Source organism: Pseudomonas sp. NFR09 (assembly GCF_900111535.1).
Lineage (GTDB): Bacteria > Pseudomonadota > Gammaproteobacteria > Pseudomonadales > Pseudomonadaceae > Aquipseudomonas > Aquipseudomonas extremorientalis.
The window spans coordinates 245152-259724 of sequence record NZ_FOIH01000009.1; the positions used below are offsets into that span (position 1 = coordinate 245152).

At 60.0% G+C, this 14573-nt stretch carries 16 protein-coding genes; 9 read left to right on the top strand and 7 right to left on the bottom strand.

The window, feature by feature from the left end:
- The first annotated feature begins 53 nt into the window (after positions 1-53).
- Genes zwf through BMX59_RS20975 form a run of 3 tightly spaced genes read left to right on the top strand, consistent with a single transcriptional unit; the run spans position 54 to position 2903 of the window.
- A complete protein-coding gene (zwf, locus tag BMX59_RS20965) occupies positions 54-1520 on the top strand; it encodes a glucose-6-phosphate dehydrogenase (protein WP_092246987.1) in 1467 nt (488 codons plus the stop codon).
- The gene (pgl, locus tag BMX59_RS20970) at positions 1507-2220 is read left to right on the top strand and encodes a 6-phosphogluconolactonase (RefSeq protein ID WP_071489448.1); all 714 of its coding nucleotides are present in this window, start codon (positions 1507-1509) and stop codon (positions 2218-2220) included. The genes zwf and pgl overlap by 14 nt, the downstream gene beginning before the upstream one ends.
- A gap of 17 nt (positions 2221-2237) precedes the next feature.
- Complete coding sequence (locus BMX59_RS20975; protein WP_026013852.1) at positions 2238-2903, top strand: bifunctional 4-hydroxy-2-oxoglutarate aldolase/2-dehydro-3-deoxy-phosphogluconate aldolase; 666 nt, start codon at positions 2238-2240, stop codon at positions 2901-2903.
- A 93-nt stretch (positions 2904-2996) separates the two neighbouring features.
- On the opposite strand, the gene BMX59_RS20980 is transcribed toward BMX59_RS20975, so the two are convergent.
- Positions 2997-4172: an aminotransferase class V-fold PLP-dependent enzyme gene (locus BMX59_RS20980; RefSeq protein WP_093125334.1), complete on the bottom strand. Its 1176-nt coding sequence runs from the start codon at positions 4170-4172 to the stop codon at positions 2997-2999.
- Between the two features lie 9 nt (positions 4173-4181).
- Complete coding sequence (locus tag BMX59_RS20985) at positions 4182-4418, bottom strand: DUF3820 family protein (protein WP_010208204.1); 237 nt, start codon at positions 4416-4418, stop codon at positions 4182-4184.
- A 205-nt stretch (positions 4419-4623) separates the two neighbouring features.
- Between BMX59_RS20985 and BMX59_RS20990 the strand changes: the two genes are divergently transcribed.
- Positions 4624-5100 carry a ferritin-like domain-containing protein gene (locus tag BMX59_RS20990; RefSeq protein WP_093125337.1) on the top strand — a complete coding sequence of 159 codons (477 nt, stop codon included), beginning with the start codon at positions 4624-4626 and terminating at the stop codon, positions 5098-5100.
- Between the two features lie 63 nt (positions 5101-5163).
- On the opposite strand, the gene BMX59_RS20995 is transcribed toward BMX59_RS20990, so the two are convergent.
- Both BMX59_RS20995 and BMX59_RS21000 read right to left on the bottom strand, forming a co-directional pair.
- Positions 5164-5634 (bottom strand): MaoC family dehydratase, encoded by a 471-nt coding sequence (locus BMX59_RS20995; RefSeq protein ID WP_010208208.1) that lies wholly within the window; start codon positions 5632-5634, stop codon positions 5164-5166.
- Positions 5635-5691: 57 nt separating this feature from the next.
- Positions 5692-6636 carry an alpha/beta hydrolase gene (locus tag BMX59_RS21000; protein WP_092246993.1) on the bottom strand — a complete coding sequence of 315 codons (945 nt, stop codon included), beginning with the start codon at positions 6634-6636 and terminating at the stop codon, positions 5692-5694.
- Positions 6637-6868: 232 nt separating this feature from the next.
- On the opposite strand from BMX59_RS21000, the gene fadD2 reads away from it, so the two are divergent.
- Positions 6869-8557: a long-chain-fatty-acid--CoA ligase FadD2 gene (gene fadD2 / locus BMX59_RS21005; protein ID WP_092246996.1), complete on the top strand. Its 1689-nt coding sequence runs from the start codon at positions 6869-6871 to the stop codon at positions 8555-8557.
- Positions 8558-8951: 394 nt separating this feature from the next.
- On the top strand, positions 8952-10643 hold the full coding sequence (gene fadD1 / locus BMX59_RS21010) for a long-chain-fatty-acid--CoA ligase FadD1 (RefSeq protein ID WP_092246999.1): 1692 nt from the start codon (positions 8952-8954) through the stop codon (positions 10641-10643).
- Between the two features lie 55 nt (positions 10644-10698).
- Here fadD1 and BMX59_RS21015 read toward each other — a convergent pair whose 3' ends face one another.
- Entirely contained in the window at positions 10699-11076 is a 378-nt protein-coding gene (locus BMX59_RS21015; protein WP_016973105.1) for a hypothetical protein, read from the bottom strand.
- A 200-nt stretch (positions 11077-11276) separates the two neighbouring features.
- Between BMX59_RS21015 and BMX59_RS21020 the strand changes: the two genes are divergently transcribed.
- From BMX59_RS21020 to def, 3 genes are all read left to right on the top strand, one after another.
- A complete protein-coding gene (locus BMX59_RS21020; protein ID WP_016973106.1) occupies positions 11277-11462 on the top strand; it encodes a CsbD family protein in 186 nt (61 codons plus the stop codon).
- 169 nt (positions 11463-11631) lie between these two features.
- The gene (locus BMX59_RS21025; RefSeq protein ID WP_058423207.1) at positions 11632-12585 is read left to right on the top strand and encodes a YihY/virulence factor BrkB family protein; all 954 of its coding nucleotides are present in this window, start codon (positions 11632-11634) and stop codon (positions 12583-12585) included.
- 3 nt (positions 12586-12588) lie between these two features.
- Positions 12589-13128, top strand: a complete 540-nt coding sequence (gene def, locus BMX59_RS21030; RefSeq protein WP_092247002.1) for a peptide deformylase — start codon at positions 12589-12591, stop codon at positions 13126-13128.
- 76 nt (positions 13129-13204) lie between these two features.
- On the opposite strand, the gene BMX59_RS21035 is transcribed toward def, so the two are convergent.
- Positions 13205-14023 carry a class I SAM-dependent methyltransferase gene (locus BMX59_RS21035; RefSeq protein ID WP_093125342.1) on the bottom strand — a complete coding sequence of 273 codons (819 nt, stop codon included), beginning with the start codon at positions 14021-14023 and terminating at the stop codon, positions 13205-13207.
- A gap of 59 nt (positions 14024-14082) precedes the next feature.
- The gene (locus BMX59_RS21040; RefSeq protein ID WP_093125345.1) at positions 14083-14520 is read right to left on the bottom strand and encodes a GNAT family N-acetyltransferase; all 438 of its coding nucleotides are present in this window, start codon (positions 14518-14520) and stop codon (positions 14083-14085) included.
- Between the last annotated feature and the right edge of the window lie 53 nt (positions 14521-14573).

Genomic DNA, 14573 nt, shown 5'->3' on the forward strand with positions numbered 1-14573 from the left:
TGATGCCTTGAAAAAAGGTATTTGTAGCTTAACTTGATAAAAGAACAAACATCATGCCTTCGATAACCGTAGAACCCTGCACCTTTGCCCTGTTTGGCGCCTTGGGTGATCTGGCGCTGCGCAAGTTATTTCCTGCCCTCTATCAACTCGATGGCGCCGCGCTCCTGCACGACGACACACGCATCCTGGCCCTGGCTCGCGAAGCCGGTTCCGAGCAACAGCACCTGGCGCACATTGAAAAAGAACTGCGTAAATACGTCGGCAAGGAACTGGACGAAACCATCGCCCAGCGTTTCCTGGCGCGCCTGACCTATGTTCACGTCGACTTCATGAAAGCCGATGACTACGTGGCCCTGGCGGAAGTCGCCGGCACCGAACAACGCTTGATCGCCTACTTCGCCACACCGGCGGCGGTGTACGGCGCTATCTGCGAGAACCTGTCCAAGGTCGGCCTGGCGGACAACACCCGCGTGGTGCTGGAGAAACCGATTGGTTCGGACCTGGAGTCCTCGCGCAAGGTCAACGACGCCGTGGCCCAGTTCTTCCCGGAGAACCGCACCTACCGTATCGACCACTATCTGGGCAAAGAGACCGTCCAGAACCTGATCGCCCTGCGTTTCGCCAACAGCCTGTTCGAAACCCAGTGGAACCAGAATTACATCTCCCACGTGGAAATCACCGTGGCCGAGCAGGTCGGTATCGAAGGCCGTTGGGGCTACTTCGACAAGGCCGGCCAGCTGCGCGACATGATCCAGAACCACTTGCTGCAGCTGCTATGCCTGATCGCCATGGACCCGCCGGCCGATCTGTCCGCCGACAGCATCCGTGACGAGAAGGTCAAGGTGCTCAAGGCCCTGGCGCCGATCAGCCCGGACGGCCTGACCACCCAGGTGGTGCGCGGCCAGTACATTGCCGGCTACAGCGCCGGCAAGCCGGTGCCGGGGTACCTGGAAGAAGAGAACTCCAACACCCAGAGCGACACCGAGACCTTCGTTGCCCTGCGTGCCGATATCCGCAACTGGCGTTGGGCCGGGGTGCCGTTCTACCTGCGCACCGGCAAGCGCATGCCGCAGAAGCTGTCGCAGATCGTCATCCACTTCAAGGAACCGTCCCACTACATCTTTGCCCCCGAGCAGCGCCTGCAGATCAGCAACAAACTGATCATCCGCCTGCAACCGGACGAGGGCATTTCCTTGCGCGTGATGACCAAGGAGCAGGGCCTGGACAAGGGCATGCAACTGCGCAGCGGCCCGTTGCAATTGAATTTTTCCGACACCTACCGCAGCGCCCGTATCCCGGATGCCTACGAGCGGTTGTTGCTGGAAGTGATGCGCGGCAATCAGAACCTGTTTGTTCGCAAAGATGAAATCGAAGCCGCGTGGAAGTGGTGTGACCAGCTGATCGCCGGGTGGAAAAAATCCGGTGATGCGCCCAAGCCGTACGCGGCCGGGTCCTGGGGGCCGATGAGCTCGATTGCACTGATCACGCGGGATGGGAGGTCGTGGTATGGCGATATCTGATTTGAAACTGCCCCAGGGCGTAACCCCTCACGAGTACCGCACCCCGGTGCTGTTGGCGGAAGGCCTGGCCAATGACGTGGCCGAGCAACTGCGCACGGCCATCAGTGCCCGTGGTGAAGCGACCCTGGTGGTGTCCGGTGGCCGCAGCCCCGTGGCGTTTTTCCAGCACCTGGCCAAGCAGGGCCTGGACTGGTCCAAGGTCACCATCACCCTGGCCGACGAGCGCTGGGTGCCAGTGGAACATGCCGACAGCAATGCCGGCCTGTTGAAGCAGCACCTGCTGCAAGGCCCGGCGGCCAAGGCCAGGTTCTTGAGCCTGTACAGCGCCGCGGCCAATCTTGAAGACGCAGCCGAGCAGGCCGATCGCCTGCTGGCCGAATTGCCAGCCATTGACGTGCTGGTGCTGGGCATGGGCGATGACGGCCACACCGCATCGCTGTTCCCCGACAGTCCCAACCTGGGCGAAGCGTTGAAGGCCGACGGTACCCGCCGTTGCTGGCCGATGCTGGCGCCGACCGTGCCGCACCAGCGCCTGACGATGAGTCGCGCGCTGCTGGCCACGGCGAACTACACCGTACTGTCGATTTCCGGCAGTTCGAAGTTGACCACCTTGAGCGCCGCGCTGGCCAGCGATGACGTCGCTGCCATGCCGATTCGCGCGTTTCTGCAACCTACATTAGAGATTTACTGGTGCCCATGAGCCAAGGATCAGCCGCTATGAAAAGCCCTCAACCGACCGTGTCCATGGCGGATAAAGTTGCCTTGATCGACAGCCTCTGCGCCAAGGCGCGGATCCTGCCGGTGATCACCATTGCCCGCGAACAGGACATCCTGCCGCTGGCCGATGCCCTGGCAGCCGGCGGTTTGACCGCACTGGAAGTGACCCTGCGTTCGGAGTTCGGCCTCAAGGCCATTCAGGTACTGCGCGAACAACGCCCTGAACTGTGCACCGGTGCCGGCACCGTGCTGGACCGTCACATGCTCGAAGCGGCCGAAGTGGCCGGCTCGCAATTCATCGTCACCCCCGGCATCACCCGCGACTTGCTGGAAGCTTCGGTACACAGCCCGATCCCGCTGCTGCCGGGCATCAGCAATGCCTCCGGCATCATGGAAGGCTATGGCCTGGGTTATCGCCGCTTCAAGCTGTTCCCGGCGGAAGTCAGCGGCGGCGTGGCGGCGATCAAGGCCTTGGGCGGCCCGTTTGGCGAAGTGAAATTCTGCCCGACCGGCGGCGTGGGCCCGGCCAACATCAAAAACTACATGGCGTTGAAAAACGTGATGTGCGTGGGCGGTAGCTGGATGCTCGACCCGGAATGGGTCAAGAACGGCGACTGGGCCCGTATCCAGGAAGTTACCGCACAGGCGCTGGCCCTGCTGGATTGATCTGCTTTTACTGAATCGTTGTTGCTGTGCTTGACGGCATTTTTGCGGTGCACTTGGTCGGTGTACCGCTTTTTTTTTCTGTAGAAAAGGCGCTTAGCCGACGCTCAACTCGGTGATGGCTTTGACCAGCACGGCGATCTCGGTTGCCGACGTCACCAGCCCCGGCGTCACCCGGATACAGGTGCCGAACGACGCACCGGTTCGAGTAGTGACAAACAGGTTGTAGTCCTTGAGCAGTCTATCGACCATCGCCTGCTGATCCCGCCCGCTGAACTTGAACGCCGTAATCCCGCAATACACCCTCGGATCATCCGGCGTCAGCACCTCGATCCCCGGCAATGCCCGCACCTGGCTGACCCACAGGTCCCGCAGGTAATTCACCCGTGCGCCTTTTGCCGCCGAGCCACCTAATTGGCGATGCTCTTCAAACACCAGCGGCAAGGTCATCAGCGCCGGAAAGTTCGGCGTGCTGTAGGACGTACGTGCACGCACATCGGTGGCGGGGTAGTGAAACTCACCCATGTCCGGGTCGATATCGGCCAGGCGCTCCGGGGCGATGTACAGGAAGCCCAGGGTCAGTGGCGCGCCGATCCATTTGTGCAGGTTGAAGCCGGCAAACTGAATGCCCAGCTCGGCCAGGTTGAACTCGATCTGGCCCAGGGCATGGGCACCGTCGAGGATCACGTCCACGCCATGCTCACGGGCCGCCCTGGCGACCGCTTCGACGGGCATCACCAGGCCGGTGCGGTGGGTGACGTGGGTCAGCGCCATCAGCTTCAGACGTGGGTACTGGACGAACGCATCGAGATACGTCTGCACCAGGCTGTCGAAACTGGCCGGGTGTGTGTGGGACAGTTCGATCACCTCCACCCCGCGAACGCCGGCCAGCCAACGCATGGCACCCTTGACCGTGTCGTACTCCAGGTCACTGATCAGCACCTGGTCGCCCGGTTGCAGGCGGTTGTAGTTGCGGATCAGTGATTGCAAGGCTTCGGTGGCGTTGCGGGTAAAGGCCACCGACTCCGGTGCCACATCAATCAGCTCGGCCAGTTGCCGACGAATCTCGACGTTCTCGCCTCGCTCGAAGCGCTGGCGCACATGCAGCGAATTACTCCGGTTGATAAACGCAACCTGGTCAAGGTAATGGGATTGCACCGTTCGGCTCATACGCCCGAAGTAACCGTTTTCCAGGTTGATCGGGCCGGGCTCCAGGGCGTAGCGCTCGGAAACGGCCTGCCAATGTTGTTCGTCGTCAGCATTGCGTGGCATTGGGAGGTCTCAATGGCGCGGGGCGGGTTTGCCGTGTTTGGCACGTAGCGGTTCGAGTAACTCGGACAATCCATTGCTGTCGATTTCCTGCATCAACGCCAACAAGCCGCCGAGTTCGCCGTGGGGGAAACCTTCACGGGCGAACCAGTTGAGGTAGGGGCCAGGAAGGTCGGCGATGATCCGTCCCTTGTATTTGCCGAAGGGCATTTCGCGGGTGATCAGCAGTTCGAGTTTTTCGGGATTCATGAAGGCTCGGAGGGTTGAGTCGAGACCTTGGAAAATACAGGCATTCTGCATGAAGGCCAAATGACAGATCATGCAAATAACATACATACAGATGGTTCAATTAATCTTAAGTTATTGAAATATATATGGATTTTGTTTTTTGAAAACCTGGCACGGGCGCTGCAATCACTAAGACAACCTTCTAACCCGTACAAGGAATTGAAAAATGACTGACATCAATAAAGAATCGATCTCCGTACTGAACGACCTGATCGAAACCAGCATCGACGGCCAAAAGGGTTTCAAGGAGTGTGCTGAAGACATCAAGCACCCTGAACTCAAAGCCCTGTTCGCCAAGCGTTCCGCCGACTGCGCCACTGCTGCCGCCGAGCTGAAAACCGCCGTGCGTGCCCTGGGTGGCGATCCGGAAGATTCCGGCAGCGTTGCCGGCGCTTTGCACCGTGGTTGGGTCGACGTGAAGTCGATGCTCACCGGTAAAACCGGTAAAGATGAAGAAGCGGTGCTGAACGAAGCCGAGCGTGGTGAAGACCACGCACTGAAGGCTTACAAGGAAGCGATCGAGAAGATCAACAAGCACAACCTGCTGGGCATTCGTGACCTGGTTGAGCGTCAGTACCACGGCGTGCAACGCAACCACGACCAGGTGAAAGCCCTGCGTAACCAGGCTCGCGCTCAGTCGTAAGCTCTGCGCTGTAAAAGAATGTGGGAGGGGGCTTGCCCCTCCCACATTTTTTTTGCGCAGACTTCAGCCAATGCTGATCGGCGGCAACTCGGTCAGCGTCACCACCTGCTGCTTGCGCGGCGCCAGGATTTCCGCCTCGCCATCCACTACCAACTCATCGCGCTGGTTGAACACACGCGTGGCGATGCGCACGCGGAACTTTGGCAGCTTCTCGAGGATTTCCAGGCGCACGGTCAGGGTGTCGCCGATTTTCACTGGCTTCTGGAAGCTCATCTGCTGGCCGATGTAGATCGTGCCCGGCCCAGGCAGCTCGCAGGCAACGGCTGCGCTGATCAGGGCACCGCTGAACATGCCGTGGGCGATACGCTCCTTGAACATGGTCGCCTTGGCGTACTCGGCATCCAGGTGCACCGGGTTGTGGTCGCCGGACATGGCGGCGAACAGCTGGATATCACGCTCCTCCACCAACTTGCTGTAACTGGCGGTCTGGCCGACTTCGAGGGCTTCGTACGGGGTGTTGGTTACCTGGGTCATCTAAACGTGCATCCTGTGGCTAATCGGTAATTTAACTGACTGATTTTAATCGAAAATTTATTCGCAGCGCGTCGGTCTGCGCAAGGTCAGGGCCTGGCCGAGCCAGCTCAGTACATCCGCCGTGACTTCATCACGGTTGGTTTCGTTGAACACTTCATGGCGCGCCTGCGGGTAGATATTCAGTTGCAGGTGCTGGCAGCCCGCTTCACGCAGGGCGTCGGCCAGGCTGTTGAGACGCTTGCCTTCGCTCACCGGATCACATTCGCCACCCATCACCAGGATCGGCAGGCCCGGGTCGATCTGCGCGAGATTGGACGCTTTGCTGATTTGCTGCAAGCCGCCGAGCAGGTCGATCCACAGCTGGTTGGTGCAGCGGAACCCGCACAGTGGGTCGTTGATGTACTTGTCCACTTCGGCCGGGTCACGGCTGAGCCAATCGAAAGCGGTGCGATTGGGTTTGAACGCCTTGTTGAACGATCCAAACGACAGGAAATCGATCAGCGCACTGCGCCCGCGCAATCCCTGGCGCAGTCGTTCGACCCGTGCGATCAATCGCGCCGCGCGGTACAGCGCCACCGGCTGGAAATTCGAACCGCTGAGAATCGCCCCATCCAGGCTGGCGCTGTGGTGCAGCAGATAGGCCTGGGCGATATAGCTGCCCATGCTGTGCCCCAGCAAGATGATCGGCAACCCCGGCTGCTGCTGGCCGATGTGCTGGTTGAGGCTGGCGAGGTCGCCCACCACCTTGTTCCAGCCGTCGTGCTCGGCGTACAGGCCCAGGGTGCCTTCGTCGGCGGTGCGGCCGTGACCCCGTTGGTCCGGCGCATATAAACCGTAGCCAGCGTCGCACAGGGCTTGCGCCAGGCGCGCATAGCGCCCGCTGTGCTCGGCCATGCCATGGGACAGCATCACCAGCGCCCTGGGCGGACCGTCGGGCATCCATTGATTGACGTACAGGCGGCTGCGGTCATTCGCGGTCAGCCAGAAGGAGGTGTGGTTCATGGCGGTTCCTTTGCTCAAGGTCTGCTCAAGGTCTGCTCAGCGTCGTTGCAGTGTATAGCTCATCCGCACGGCTGCGTCTGATCAGTGCGAAGCCTTGTAGGAAGATTCACGCAATTAATGACGCTCTTTCCTGTATTTGCCTGTTTGGCCATAGCTGCTAACGTCCCCAAAGCTCCGCTTTTCATAGCAGTCAGAAAGCGGCCGGACACACTCAGGTAAGAGGACAAGAATAATGCAACCTGATTTCTGGAATGACAAACGCGCAGCGGGCGTTCCCAACGACATTGACCTCTCTGCCTACAAGTCGGTGATCGAAGTCTTCGAGCGCTCCTGCAAGGCCTTCGCCGACCGTCCGGCATTCAGCAACATGGGCATCACCCTGACCTACGCCGAACTGGAACGCCAGAGCGCCGCGTTCGCCGGCTACCTGCAACAGCACACCGACCTCAAGCCGGGCGAGCGCATCGCGGTGCAGATGCCCAACGTGCTGCATTACCCGATTGCGGTGTTCGGCGCCTTGCGCGCCGGGCTGATCGTGGTCAATACCAACCCGCTTTACACCCCGCGCGAGATGCGTCACCAGTTCAAGGACGCCGGCGTGCGTGCGCTGGTCTACCTCAACCTGTTCGGTTCGCGGGTGCAGGAGGTGTGCAGCGACACCGAGATCGACTACCTGATCGAAGCCAAGATGGGCGACTTCATGCCCGCTGCCAAAGGGTGGCTGATCAACACGGTGGTCGACAAGGTCAAGAAGATGGTGCCGGCCTACAACCTGCCGCGCGCGGTGTCATTCAAGCGCGCCCTGCACATGGGCGCTGGCCTGGGCGTGACCCGCCACCCCGTCACACTGGACGACATCGCGGTGCTGCAATACACCGGCGGCACCACCGGCCTGGCCAAGGGCGCGATGCTCACCCATGGCAACCTGGTGGCGAACATGCAACAGGTGCGCGCCTGTATGTCCCAGACCGGCGATGACGGTCATCCGCTGATCAAGGAAGGGCAGGAGGTGATGATCGCGCCGCTGCCGCTTTACCATATCTATGCCTTCACGGCGAATTGCATGTGCATGATGGTCTCGGGCAATCACAACGTGCTGATCACCAATCCGCGAGACATCGGCGGCTTCATCAAGGAACTGAAAAAGTGGCGGTTCACCGGGCTGCTGGGGCTCAACACGCTATTTGTGGCGTTGATGGACCACCCGGACTTCAAGACCCTGGACTTCTCCCACCTCAAGCTCACCAATTCCGGCGGCACTGCGCTGATCAAGGCCACGGCCGAACGCTGGCAGCAGATTACCGGTTGCGCGATTGGCGAGGGTTATGGCCTGACAGAAACCTCACCGGTGGCCAGCACCAACCCCTACGGCAGCAAATCCCGCCTGGGGACGGTGGGCATTCCGGTGCCGGGCACGGCGATGAAAGTGATCGATGATCAGGGTGTCGAGCTGCCATTGGGCGAGCGCGGAGAACTGTGTATCAAGGGCCCGCAGGTGATGAAGGGCTACTGGCAGCAGCCGGCCGCCACCTCCGAGGCGCTGGACGCCGAAGGCTGGCTCAAGACCGGTGATATCGCGGTGATCGATGACGATGGCTTTGTGCGCATCGTTGACCGTAAGAAAGACTTGATCATCGTCTCGGGCTTCAACGTGTATCCCAACGAAATCGAGGATGTCGTGATGGCCCACCCGGCGGTGGCCAACTGCGCGGTGATCGGCGTGCCGGATGAACGCACGGGGGAGGCGGTGAAGCTGTTCGTGGTGGCGCGTGCCCAAGGGGTGAGCCTTGAAGAGTTGAAGGCATACTGCAAGACCAACTTCACGGGATACAAGGTGCCCAAGCACATCGTGTTGCGCGACTCGTTACCGATGACGCCGGTGGGCAAGATCTTGCGGCGTGAGTTGCGCGATATCGCTTGACCTGAAATATGCTGAAAAAAAGTGGGAGGGGGCTTGCCCCCGATGGCGGTGGGTCAGTCACCAGATGCGTAGACTGAACCACTGCCATCGGGGGCAAGCCCCCTCCCACATTTGTACTGTGTTGTTCTGAAAGCCCCGTTCCAGAGCCATCTATGCCGCTATTTCAGCTTGGTTTAAAGTGTGACCAAATATTGTAGGACAGTCGTGTTTATGACCGTGACCCCCTCTTTTGGCTCTAGGCGGCCTTTGGCAAAGCTGCTACTCTCGGCGCGCTTTGTGACGTCTCGGCCTGCTTGAAAGCGCCAGATTCACCTAAAAAAACATACACCAATAATAATCGCATCAAATGCGATGATGAATTCGCGTCGCTGACGTCGCTGAGGAGTGGGCTTCCATGAACGAAGACTTTTGGAAGGATAAGTACCCCGCCGGGATTGCCGCAGAAATCAATCCAGACGAGTATCCGAATATTCAGGCGGTACTGAAGCAGTCCTGCCAGCGCTTCGCCAACAAACCGGCTTTCAGCAACCTGGGCAAGACCATCACCTACGGTGAATTGTACGAACTGTCCGGCGCCTTCGCCGCGTACCTGCAACAGCACACCGACTTGAAGCCCGGCGACCGAATCGCCGTGCAACTGCCCAACGTCCTGCAATACCCGGTCGCAGTGTTCGGCGCCATCCGCGCCGGCCTGATCGTGGTCAACACCAACCCGCTGTACACCGCGCGGGAAATGGAACACCAATTCAACGACTCTGGCGCCAAGGCCCTGGTGTGCCTTGCCAACATGGCGCACCTGGCGGAAAAGGTCGTGCCCAAGACCGCCGTCAAGCATGTGATCGTCACCGAAGTCGCCGACCTGTTGCCGCCGCTCAAGCGCCTGCTGATCAACAGCGTCATCAAGTACGTGAAGAAAATGGTCCCGGCCTATCACCTGCCCAAGGCGATCAAGTTCAACGACGTGCTGGCCAAGGGGCACGGCCAACCGGTCAGCGATGCCAGTCCGGCCAGCAGCGATGTGGCCGTGCTGCAATACACCGGCGGCACCACCGGCGTCGCCAAGGGCGCGATGCTCACCCACCGCAACCTGGTCGCCAACATGTTGCAATGCAAGGCGCTGATGGGCTCCAACCTGAATGAAGGCTGCGAGATCCTGATCACGCCGCTGCCGCTTTACCACATTTACGCGTTCACCTTTCATTGCATGGCGATGATGCTGATCGGCAACCACAACATCCTGATCAGCAACCCGCGCGACCTGCCGGCGATGGTCAAGGAACTGTCGAAGTGGAAGTTCAGCGGCTTTGTCGGCCTGAACACGCTGTTTGTGGCGCTGTGCAACAACGAGGCGTTCCGCAAGCTGGATTTCTCTGCGCTGAAAGTCACCCTGTCCGGCGGCATGGCCCTGCAACTGGCGGCGGCCGAGCGTTGGAAGGCCGTGACCGGCTGTGGCATCTGCGAAGGCTACGGCATGACCGAGACCAGCCCGGTGGCCACGGTCAATCCGATCCAGCATATCCAGATCGGCACCATCGGCATCCCGGTGCCGTCCACCGTCTGCAAGGTCATCGCCGACGACGGCACCGAACTCGCACTGGGTGAAACCGGCGAGCTGTGCGTCAAAGGCCCGCAAGTGATGAAGGGCTATTGGCAGCGCCAGGACGCCACCGACGAGATGCTCGACAGCGAAGGCTGGCTCAAGACCGGTGACATCGCGATCATCCAGCCGGACGGCTACATGCGCATTGTCGATCGCAAGAAAGACATGATCCTGGTCTCGGGCTTCAACGTATACCCCAACGAGCTGGAAGACGTACTGGCGGGCCTGCCGGGCGTGCTGCAGTGCGCGGCCATTGGTGTGCCGGACGAGAAGTCCGGGGAGCACATCAAGCTTTTTATCGTGGTCAAGCCGGGTGCCACCCTGACCAAGGACCAAGTGATGGAGCATATGCGCGCCAACGTCACGGCCTATAAAGTGCCCAAGGCTGTCGAGTTCCGCGATGCCCTGCCGACCACCAACGTAGGCAAGATCCTGCGGCGTGAGCTGCGTGATGAAGAGTTGAAGAAGCTCGGTCTTAAAAAGTAACGCTATACAAATGTGGGAGGGGGCTTGCCCCCTCCCACATTTTGAACAGCGGTTTCTATAGGGCGAACTGCGCGAAGCTCACGCCAGCCCCGGCGGGGCGCACATCTTTCAAGAACGAGTCCTTGTCCGCGCTCAGCTCCAGAGTGATCTCAGGCTTGCGCTTGCCCGCATTGCGCACCACCAGGCCTTCGAGCTTTTCACGCAGGAACACCGTCGGCACCTTCAGGTGCAGCAACTGATCGGTCTCGGCGTTGTGCATCAACAGGTGGATCCACTCGTACTGGCCCACGGCAATCCGGCCCACTGGCAGGTCGAACCACCAGATGTTGCGCTTGCGGTCCAGGTCGGTGAAGTGGCAGTTGTTGACGCCGAGTACGGCACCGCCCAGTTCGGTGTTTCTGCGGGCGATGGCCTGTGCTTTATTGAGTTTCATAACCTTCCTACGGGATCTGTTATTCAGCGTTGTAGCCTGAATGTGCCGGGCATTCTCGTGGGTTGGCCGCAAAACATAAAGCCAAACCTGCGGTCGGCGATGAAATGCCCGACGAAAATAATTGAAACTCTGCCGAACGGCCCCGGGTCAATCTTTAGGTAATGACCAAAACCCTTTGATTGTTCTTTCGGAGAAATACCATGGGCAGCACAGCGGATAAGGCAAAAGGTTTGAAAGACGAGGCCGTCGGCAATATCAAGCAAGGCGTCGGCAAAGTCACCGGTAATGACAAACTGCGCGCTGAAGGCGTGGTGCAGGAAAAGAAAGGCCAGGTGGAAAAAGCCGTCGGCGATACCAAGGATGCAGTAAAAAAAGCGACCAAATAGGCCTGCTTTTGCGCAACCTGACGGCCATCCACGGATGGCCGTTTTTATGTCACATGGCGTGATTAAAGTTTCGAAATTGTTTCAAGGTCGCCAAATAGGCTACCTTGATGTAGAAAACGGCCCCTGAGTCGCCCACAAACTCAACCTTTATGCGGCGAAAGGAGACGCTATGATTTTTCCGGTTCTCGATGGTCTCAAGCTGCATAAAGTGCTGTTGCGTACCGTCAAGGAATTCGTCGATGACGAAATGCCCACCTACGCTTCGGCACTGGCCTACCAGATGCTGTTCTCGCTGTTCCCCTTCCTGCTGTTCCTGATTGCCCTGATCGGTTTCCTGCACCTGCCGGATTTCTTCACCTGGCTGCGCCTGCAATCGGAGCTGGTGTTGCCGCCCCAGGCCCTCGAGCAGGTCAACCCGGTGATCGACCAGTTGCAGCAATCCAAGGGTGGCCTGCTGTCGGTGGGTATCGTGATTGCGCTGTGGACCGCCTCGGCCGGTGTGCGCCTGATGATGAGCGCGATGAACGCCGCCTACGACGTGGTGGAAGGTCGGCCGATCTGGAAGCGCTTCCCGCTGTCGATTTTCTACACCGTCGGCATCGCCGGCATGTTGCTGGCCGCGGCCGCGCTGATGGTACTGGGCCCGCAAGTGATGGAGTGGCTGGCCGGGCAGATCGGCATGCAGGAATTCGTTGTGACCCTGTGGACCATCCTGCGTTGGCCGTTGATCGTGATTTTGTTGATGTTCGCCGTGGCCCTCATGTACTACGTGATGCCGGACGTCGAGCAGAAATTCCGCTTCATCACCCCAGGCTCCGTGCTGGCGGTGGTGGTGTGGATCGTCGCGTCCCTGGGCTTTGGCTACTACGTCAAAACCTTCGCCGACTACAACGCCATGTATGGCAGTATCGGTGCGATCATCGTGCTGCTCCTGTATTTCTATATTTCCGCCGCCGTGTTGCTGCTGGGGGCGGAAATGAACGCGGTGATCGAACACATGTCCGCCGAAGGCAAGGACCCGGGTGAAAAGGAATTCGATCAGTCCGCGCCGCCTGTCGGCGAAAAACAGCACGTCTCCGGCCTCGGCCGGGACCACTCCAAGCCCACCCCTGACGAAGTCTGATCGATGATCCGTGAAATCCTGAAAATGGGCGACGAGCGCTTGCTGCGTATCGCGCCTCCGGTTCCGCCGGAAATGTTCGACAGCCCCGAGCTGTGGCAATTGATCGATGACATGTTCCAGACCATGGAGCACGTGGGCGGCGTAGGCCTGGCCGCACCGCAGATCGGCGTGGACCTGCAATTGGTGATCTTCGGCTTCGAGGCCAGCGAACGTTACCCGGACGCGCCACCGGTGCCGCAGACGATCCTGATCAACCCGTTGATTACCCCCCTCAGCCCGGTGTTGGAAGAGGGGTACGAAGGTTGCCTGTCCGTACCCGGTATGCGTGGTGCAGTGAACCGCTATCAGCAGATTCGCTATGAAGGGTTTGATCCCAAGGGCGAGCCGATTGTGCGGTTTGCCGACGGTTTTCATGCGCGGGTGGTGCAGCATGAGTGCGATCACCTGATCGGCCGGTTGTACCCGTCGCGGATCACCGACTTCAGCAAGTTCGGGTTTATCGAGGTGATGTTCCCGGACATGGACCCCACCGCCGACGACTAACTCTCAGACATACTGAGATCACCCTGTGGGAGGGGGCCAAGCCTCCTCCCACAGGGTGACTGTATTTCAAGGCGGGTTATTGGGTCGGTTTGACGAACCGCAACGTCATCCGATCCGACTCGCCAATCGCCACATACTTCGCTTTGTCCTGCTCTCCCAATTTCAACGTCGGCGGCAACGTCCACACGCCCGCCGGGTAATCCTTGGCGTCCTTCGGGTTGGCATTCACCTCGCTCTGTCCCGCCAGCTTGAACCCGGCATCGGTCGCCAGCTTCACCACCTGCGCGGTGGTCAGGTAGCCGCTGTCCTTGATTGCCTGCAGATCCGCCCCGTCCTTGGCCCGGTGATCTTCCACACCCAGCACACCGCCCGGTTTCAGTACCCGGTAGAACGCACTGAACGTCGCCGGCGCGGTGCCTGCCGCTACCCAGTTATGCACATTGCGAAACGTCAGCACCGCATCCGCCGAAGCGGGTTTGCCGAATACCGGCGCCTTGGGATCGAACTCCACCACCGAGGCCTTACCGTAGCGCGTAGGGTCGGCCGCGAATTTCTTCTTCAGGTTCTCTTCCGACGTGCGCGCGTAGGCGCTGCTGCTCGCGGCCTGCACGGCGGCGATGTACTGCCCGTGATCCTTGAGCAGCGGCGCCAGTACTTCGCTGTACCAGCCGCCGCCCGGGGTGATCTCGATCACGGTTTGCCTGGCGCCCAGGCCAAAAAACTCCAGGGTCTGTTGCGGGTGGCGATAGCCGTCGCGGGCACTGTTGGCCGGGTCGCGCCAACTGCCGGCCAGCACGCTTTGGTACTGCCGGGAGCTGATCGGTGCGTCGGCGGCCTGGCTCAAGGCCGGGGCGAGCAGGGCGGTGAGGGAGAGAGCTGCGAGCGTCGTTTTCATGATCATCCTGTAAAGGGCCATTGTGCCGCCGAGGCTAGCATGGGCCCTGTACATGCTGATCACACATTATCGGTGGTCGACCTCACCAAACGATCTAAGCCCATCGCGATCATCGGTTTGTTGCGCTTGTAGCGCACCAGCCGTTCGTTGAGCGACTGCGGCAACAGCGTGTCCTGGGTGAAGCCCATGCGCCGGTACATCCCTTCCAGTTCCGGATGGCACAGCAACCACAACATACCGTCCACATCGGCCGCAGCCGCCGTGATCAGCCGCGCCGCCAAGCCTTGGCCGCGATAGGCCGGGTCAACGAACACCCCGGTCAACCACTGCCCGCCAACCACGGGCGTGAGGCACAGGCCGGCGACAATCTCGCTGTCGCGCGCCACCCACAAGCGCCCGCCCTTGAGCGCTTTCATCGACGAATTGTGGCTGCGGTAAAACTTGTTCAGCAGGGGCCACAAGGGCTCGGCCAGCGCTTCGATGTGCAATGGGGGCATGGTCTTCAGGCAGCGTGATCAAGGGCCGGGGATTATAAACGCCTTGTGCGAGG

Coding starts and splice junctions, on each gene's coding strand:
- zwf (WP_092246987.1), top strand. CDS start 54: ATGCCTTCGATAACCGTAGAACCCTGCACCTTTGCCCTGTTTGGCGCC.
- pgl (WP_071489448.1), top strand. CDS start 1,507: ATGGCGATATCTGATTTGAAACTGCCCCAGGGCGTAACCCCTCACGAG.
- BMX59_RS20975 (WP_026013852.1), top strand. CDS start 2,238: ATGAAAAGCCCTCAACCGACCGTGTCCATGGCGGATAAAGTTGCCTTG.
- BMX59_RS20980 (WP_093125334.1), bottom strand. CDS start 4,172: ATGCCACGCAATGCTGACGACGAACAACATTGGCAGGCCGTTTCCGAG.
- BMX59_RS20985 (WP_010208204.1), bottom strand. CDS start 4,418: ATGAATCCCGAAAAACTCGAACTGCTGATCACCCGCGAAATGCCCTTC.
- BMX59_RS20990 (WP_093125337.1), top strand. CDS start 4,624: ATGACTGACATCAATAAAGAATCGATCTCCGTACTGAACGACCTGATC.
- BMX59_RS20995 (WP_010208208.1), bottom strand. CDS start 5,634: ATGACCCAGGTAACCAACACCCCGTACGAAGCCCTCGAAGTCGGCCAG.
- BMX59_RS21000 (WP_092246993.1), bottom strand. CDS start 6,636: ATGAACCACACCTCCTTCTGGCTGACCGCGAATGACCGCAGCCGCCTG.
- fadD2 (WP_092246996.1), top strand. CDS start 6,869: ATGCAACCTGATTTCTGGAATGACAAACGCGCAGCGGGCGTTCCCAAC.
- fadD1 (WP_092246999.1), top strand. CDS start 8,952: ATGAACGAAGACTTTTGGAAGGATAAGTACCCCGCCGGGATTGCCGCA.
- BMX59_RS21015 (WP_016973105.1), bottom strand. CDS start 11,076: ATGAAACTCAATAAAGCACAGGCCATCGCCCGCAGAAACACCGAACTG.
- BMX59_RS21020 (WP_016973106.1), top strand. CDS start 11,277: ATGGGCAGCACAGCGGATAAGGCAAAAGGTTTGAAAGACGAGGCCGTC.
- BMX59_RS21025 (WP_058423207.1), top strand. CDS start 11,632: ATGATTTTTCCGGTTCTCGATGGTCTCAAGCTGCATAAAGTGCTGTTG.
- def (WP_092247002.1), top strand. CDS start 12,589: ATGATCCGTGAAATCCTGAAAATGGGCGACGAGCGCTTGCTGCGTATC.
- BMX59_RS21035 (WP_093125342.1), bottom strand. CDS start 14,023: ATGAAAACGACGCTCGCAGCTCTCTCCCTCACCGCCCTGCTCGCCCCG.
- BMX59_RS21040 (WP_093125345.1), bottom strand. CDS start 14,520: ATGCCCCCATTGCACATCGAAGCGCTGGCCGAGCCCTTGTGGCCCCTG.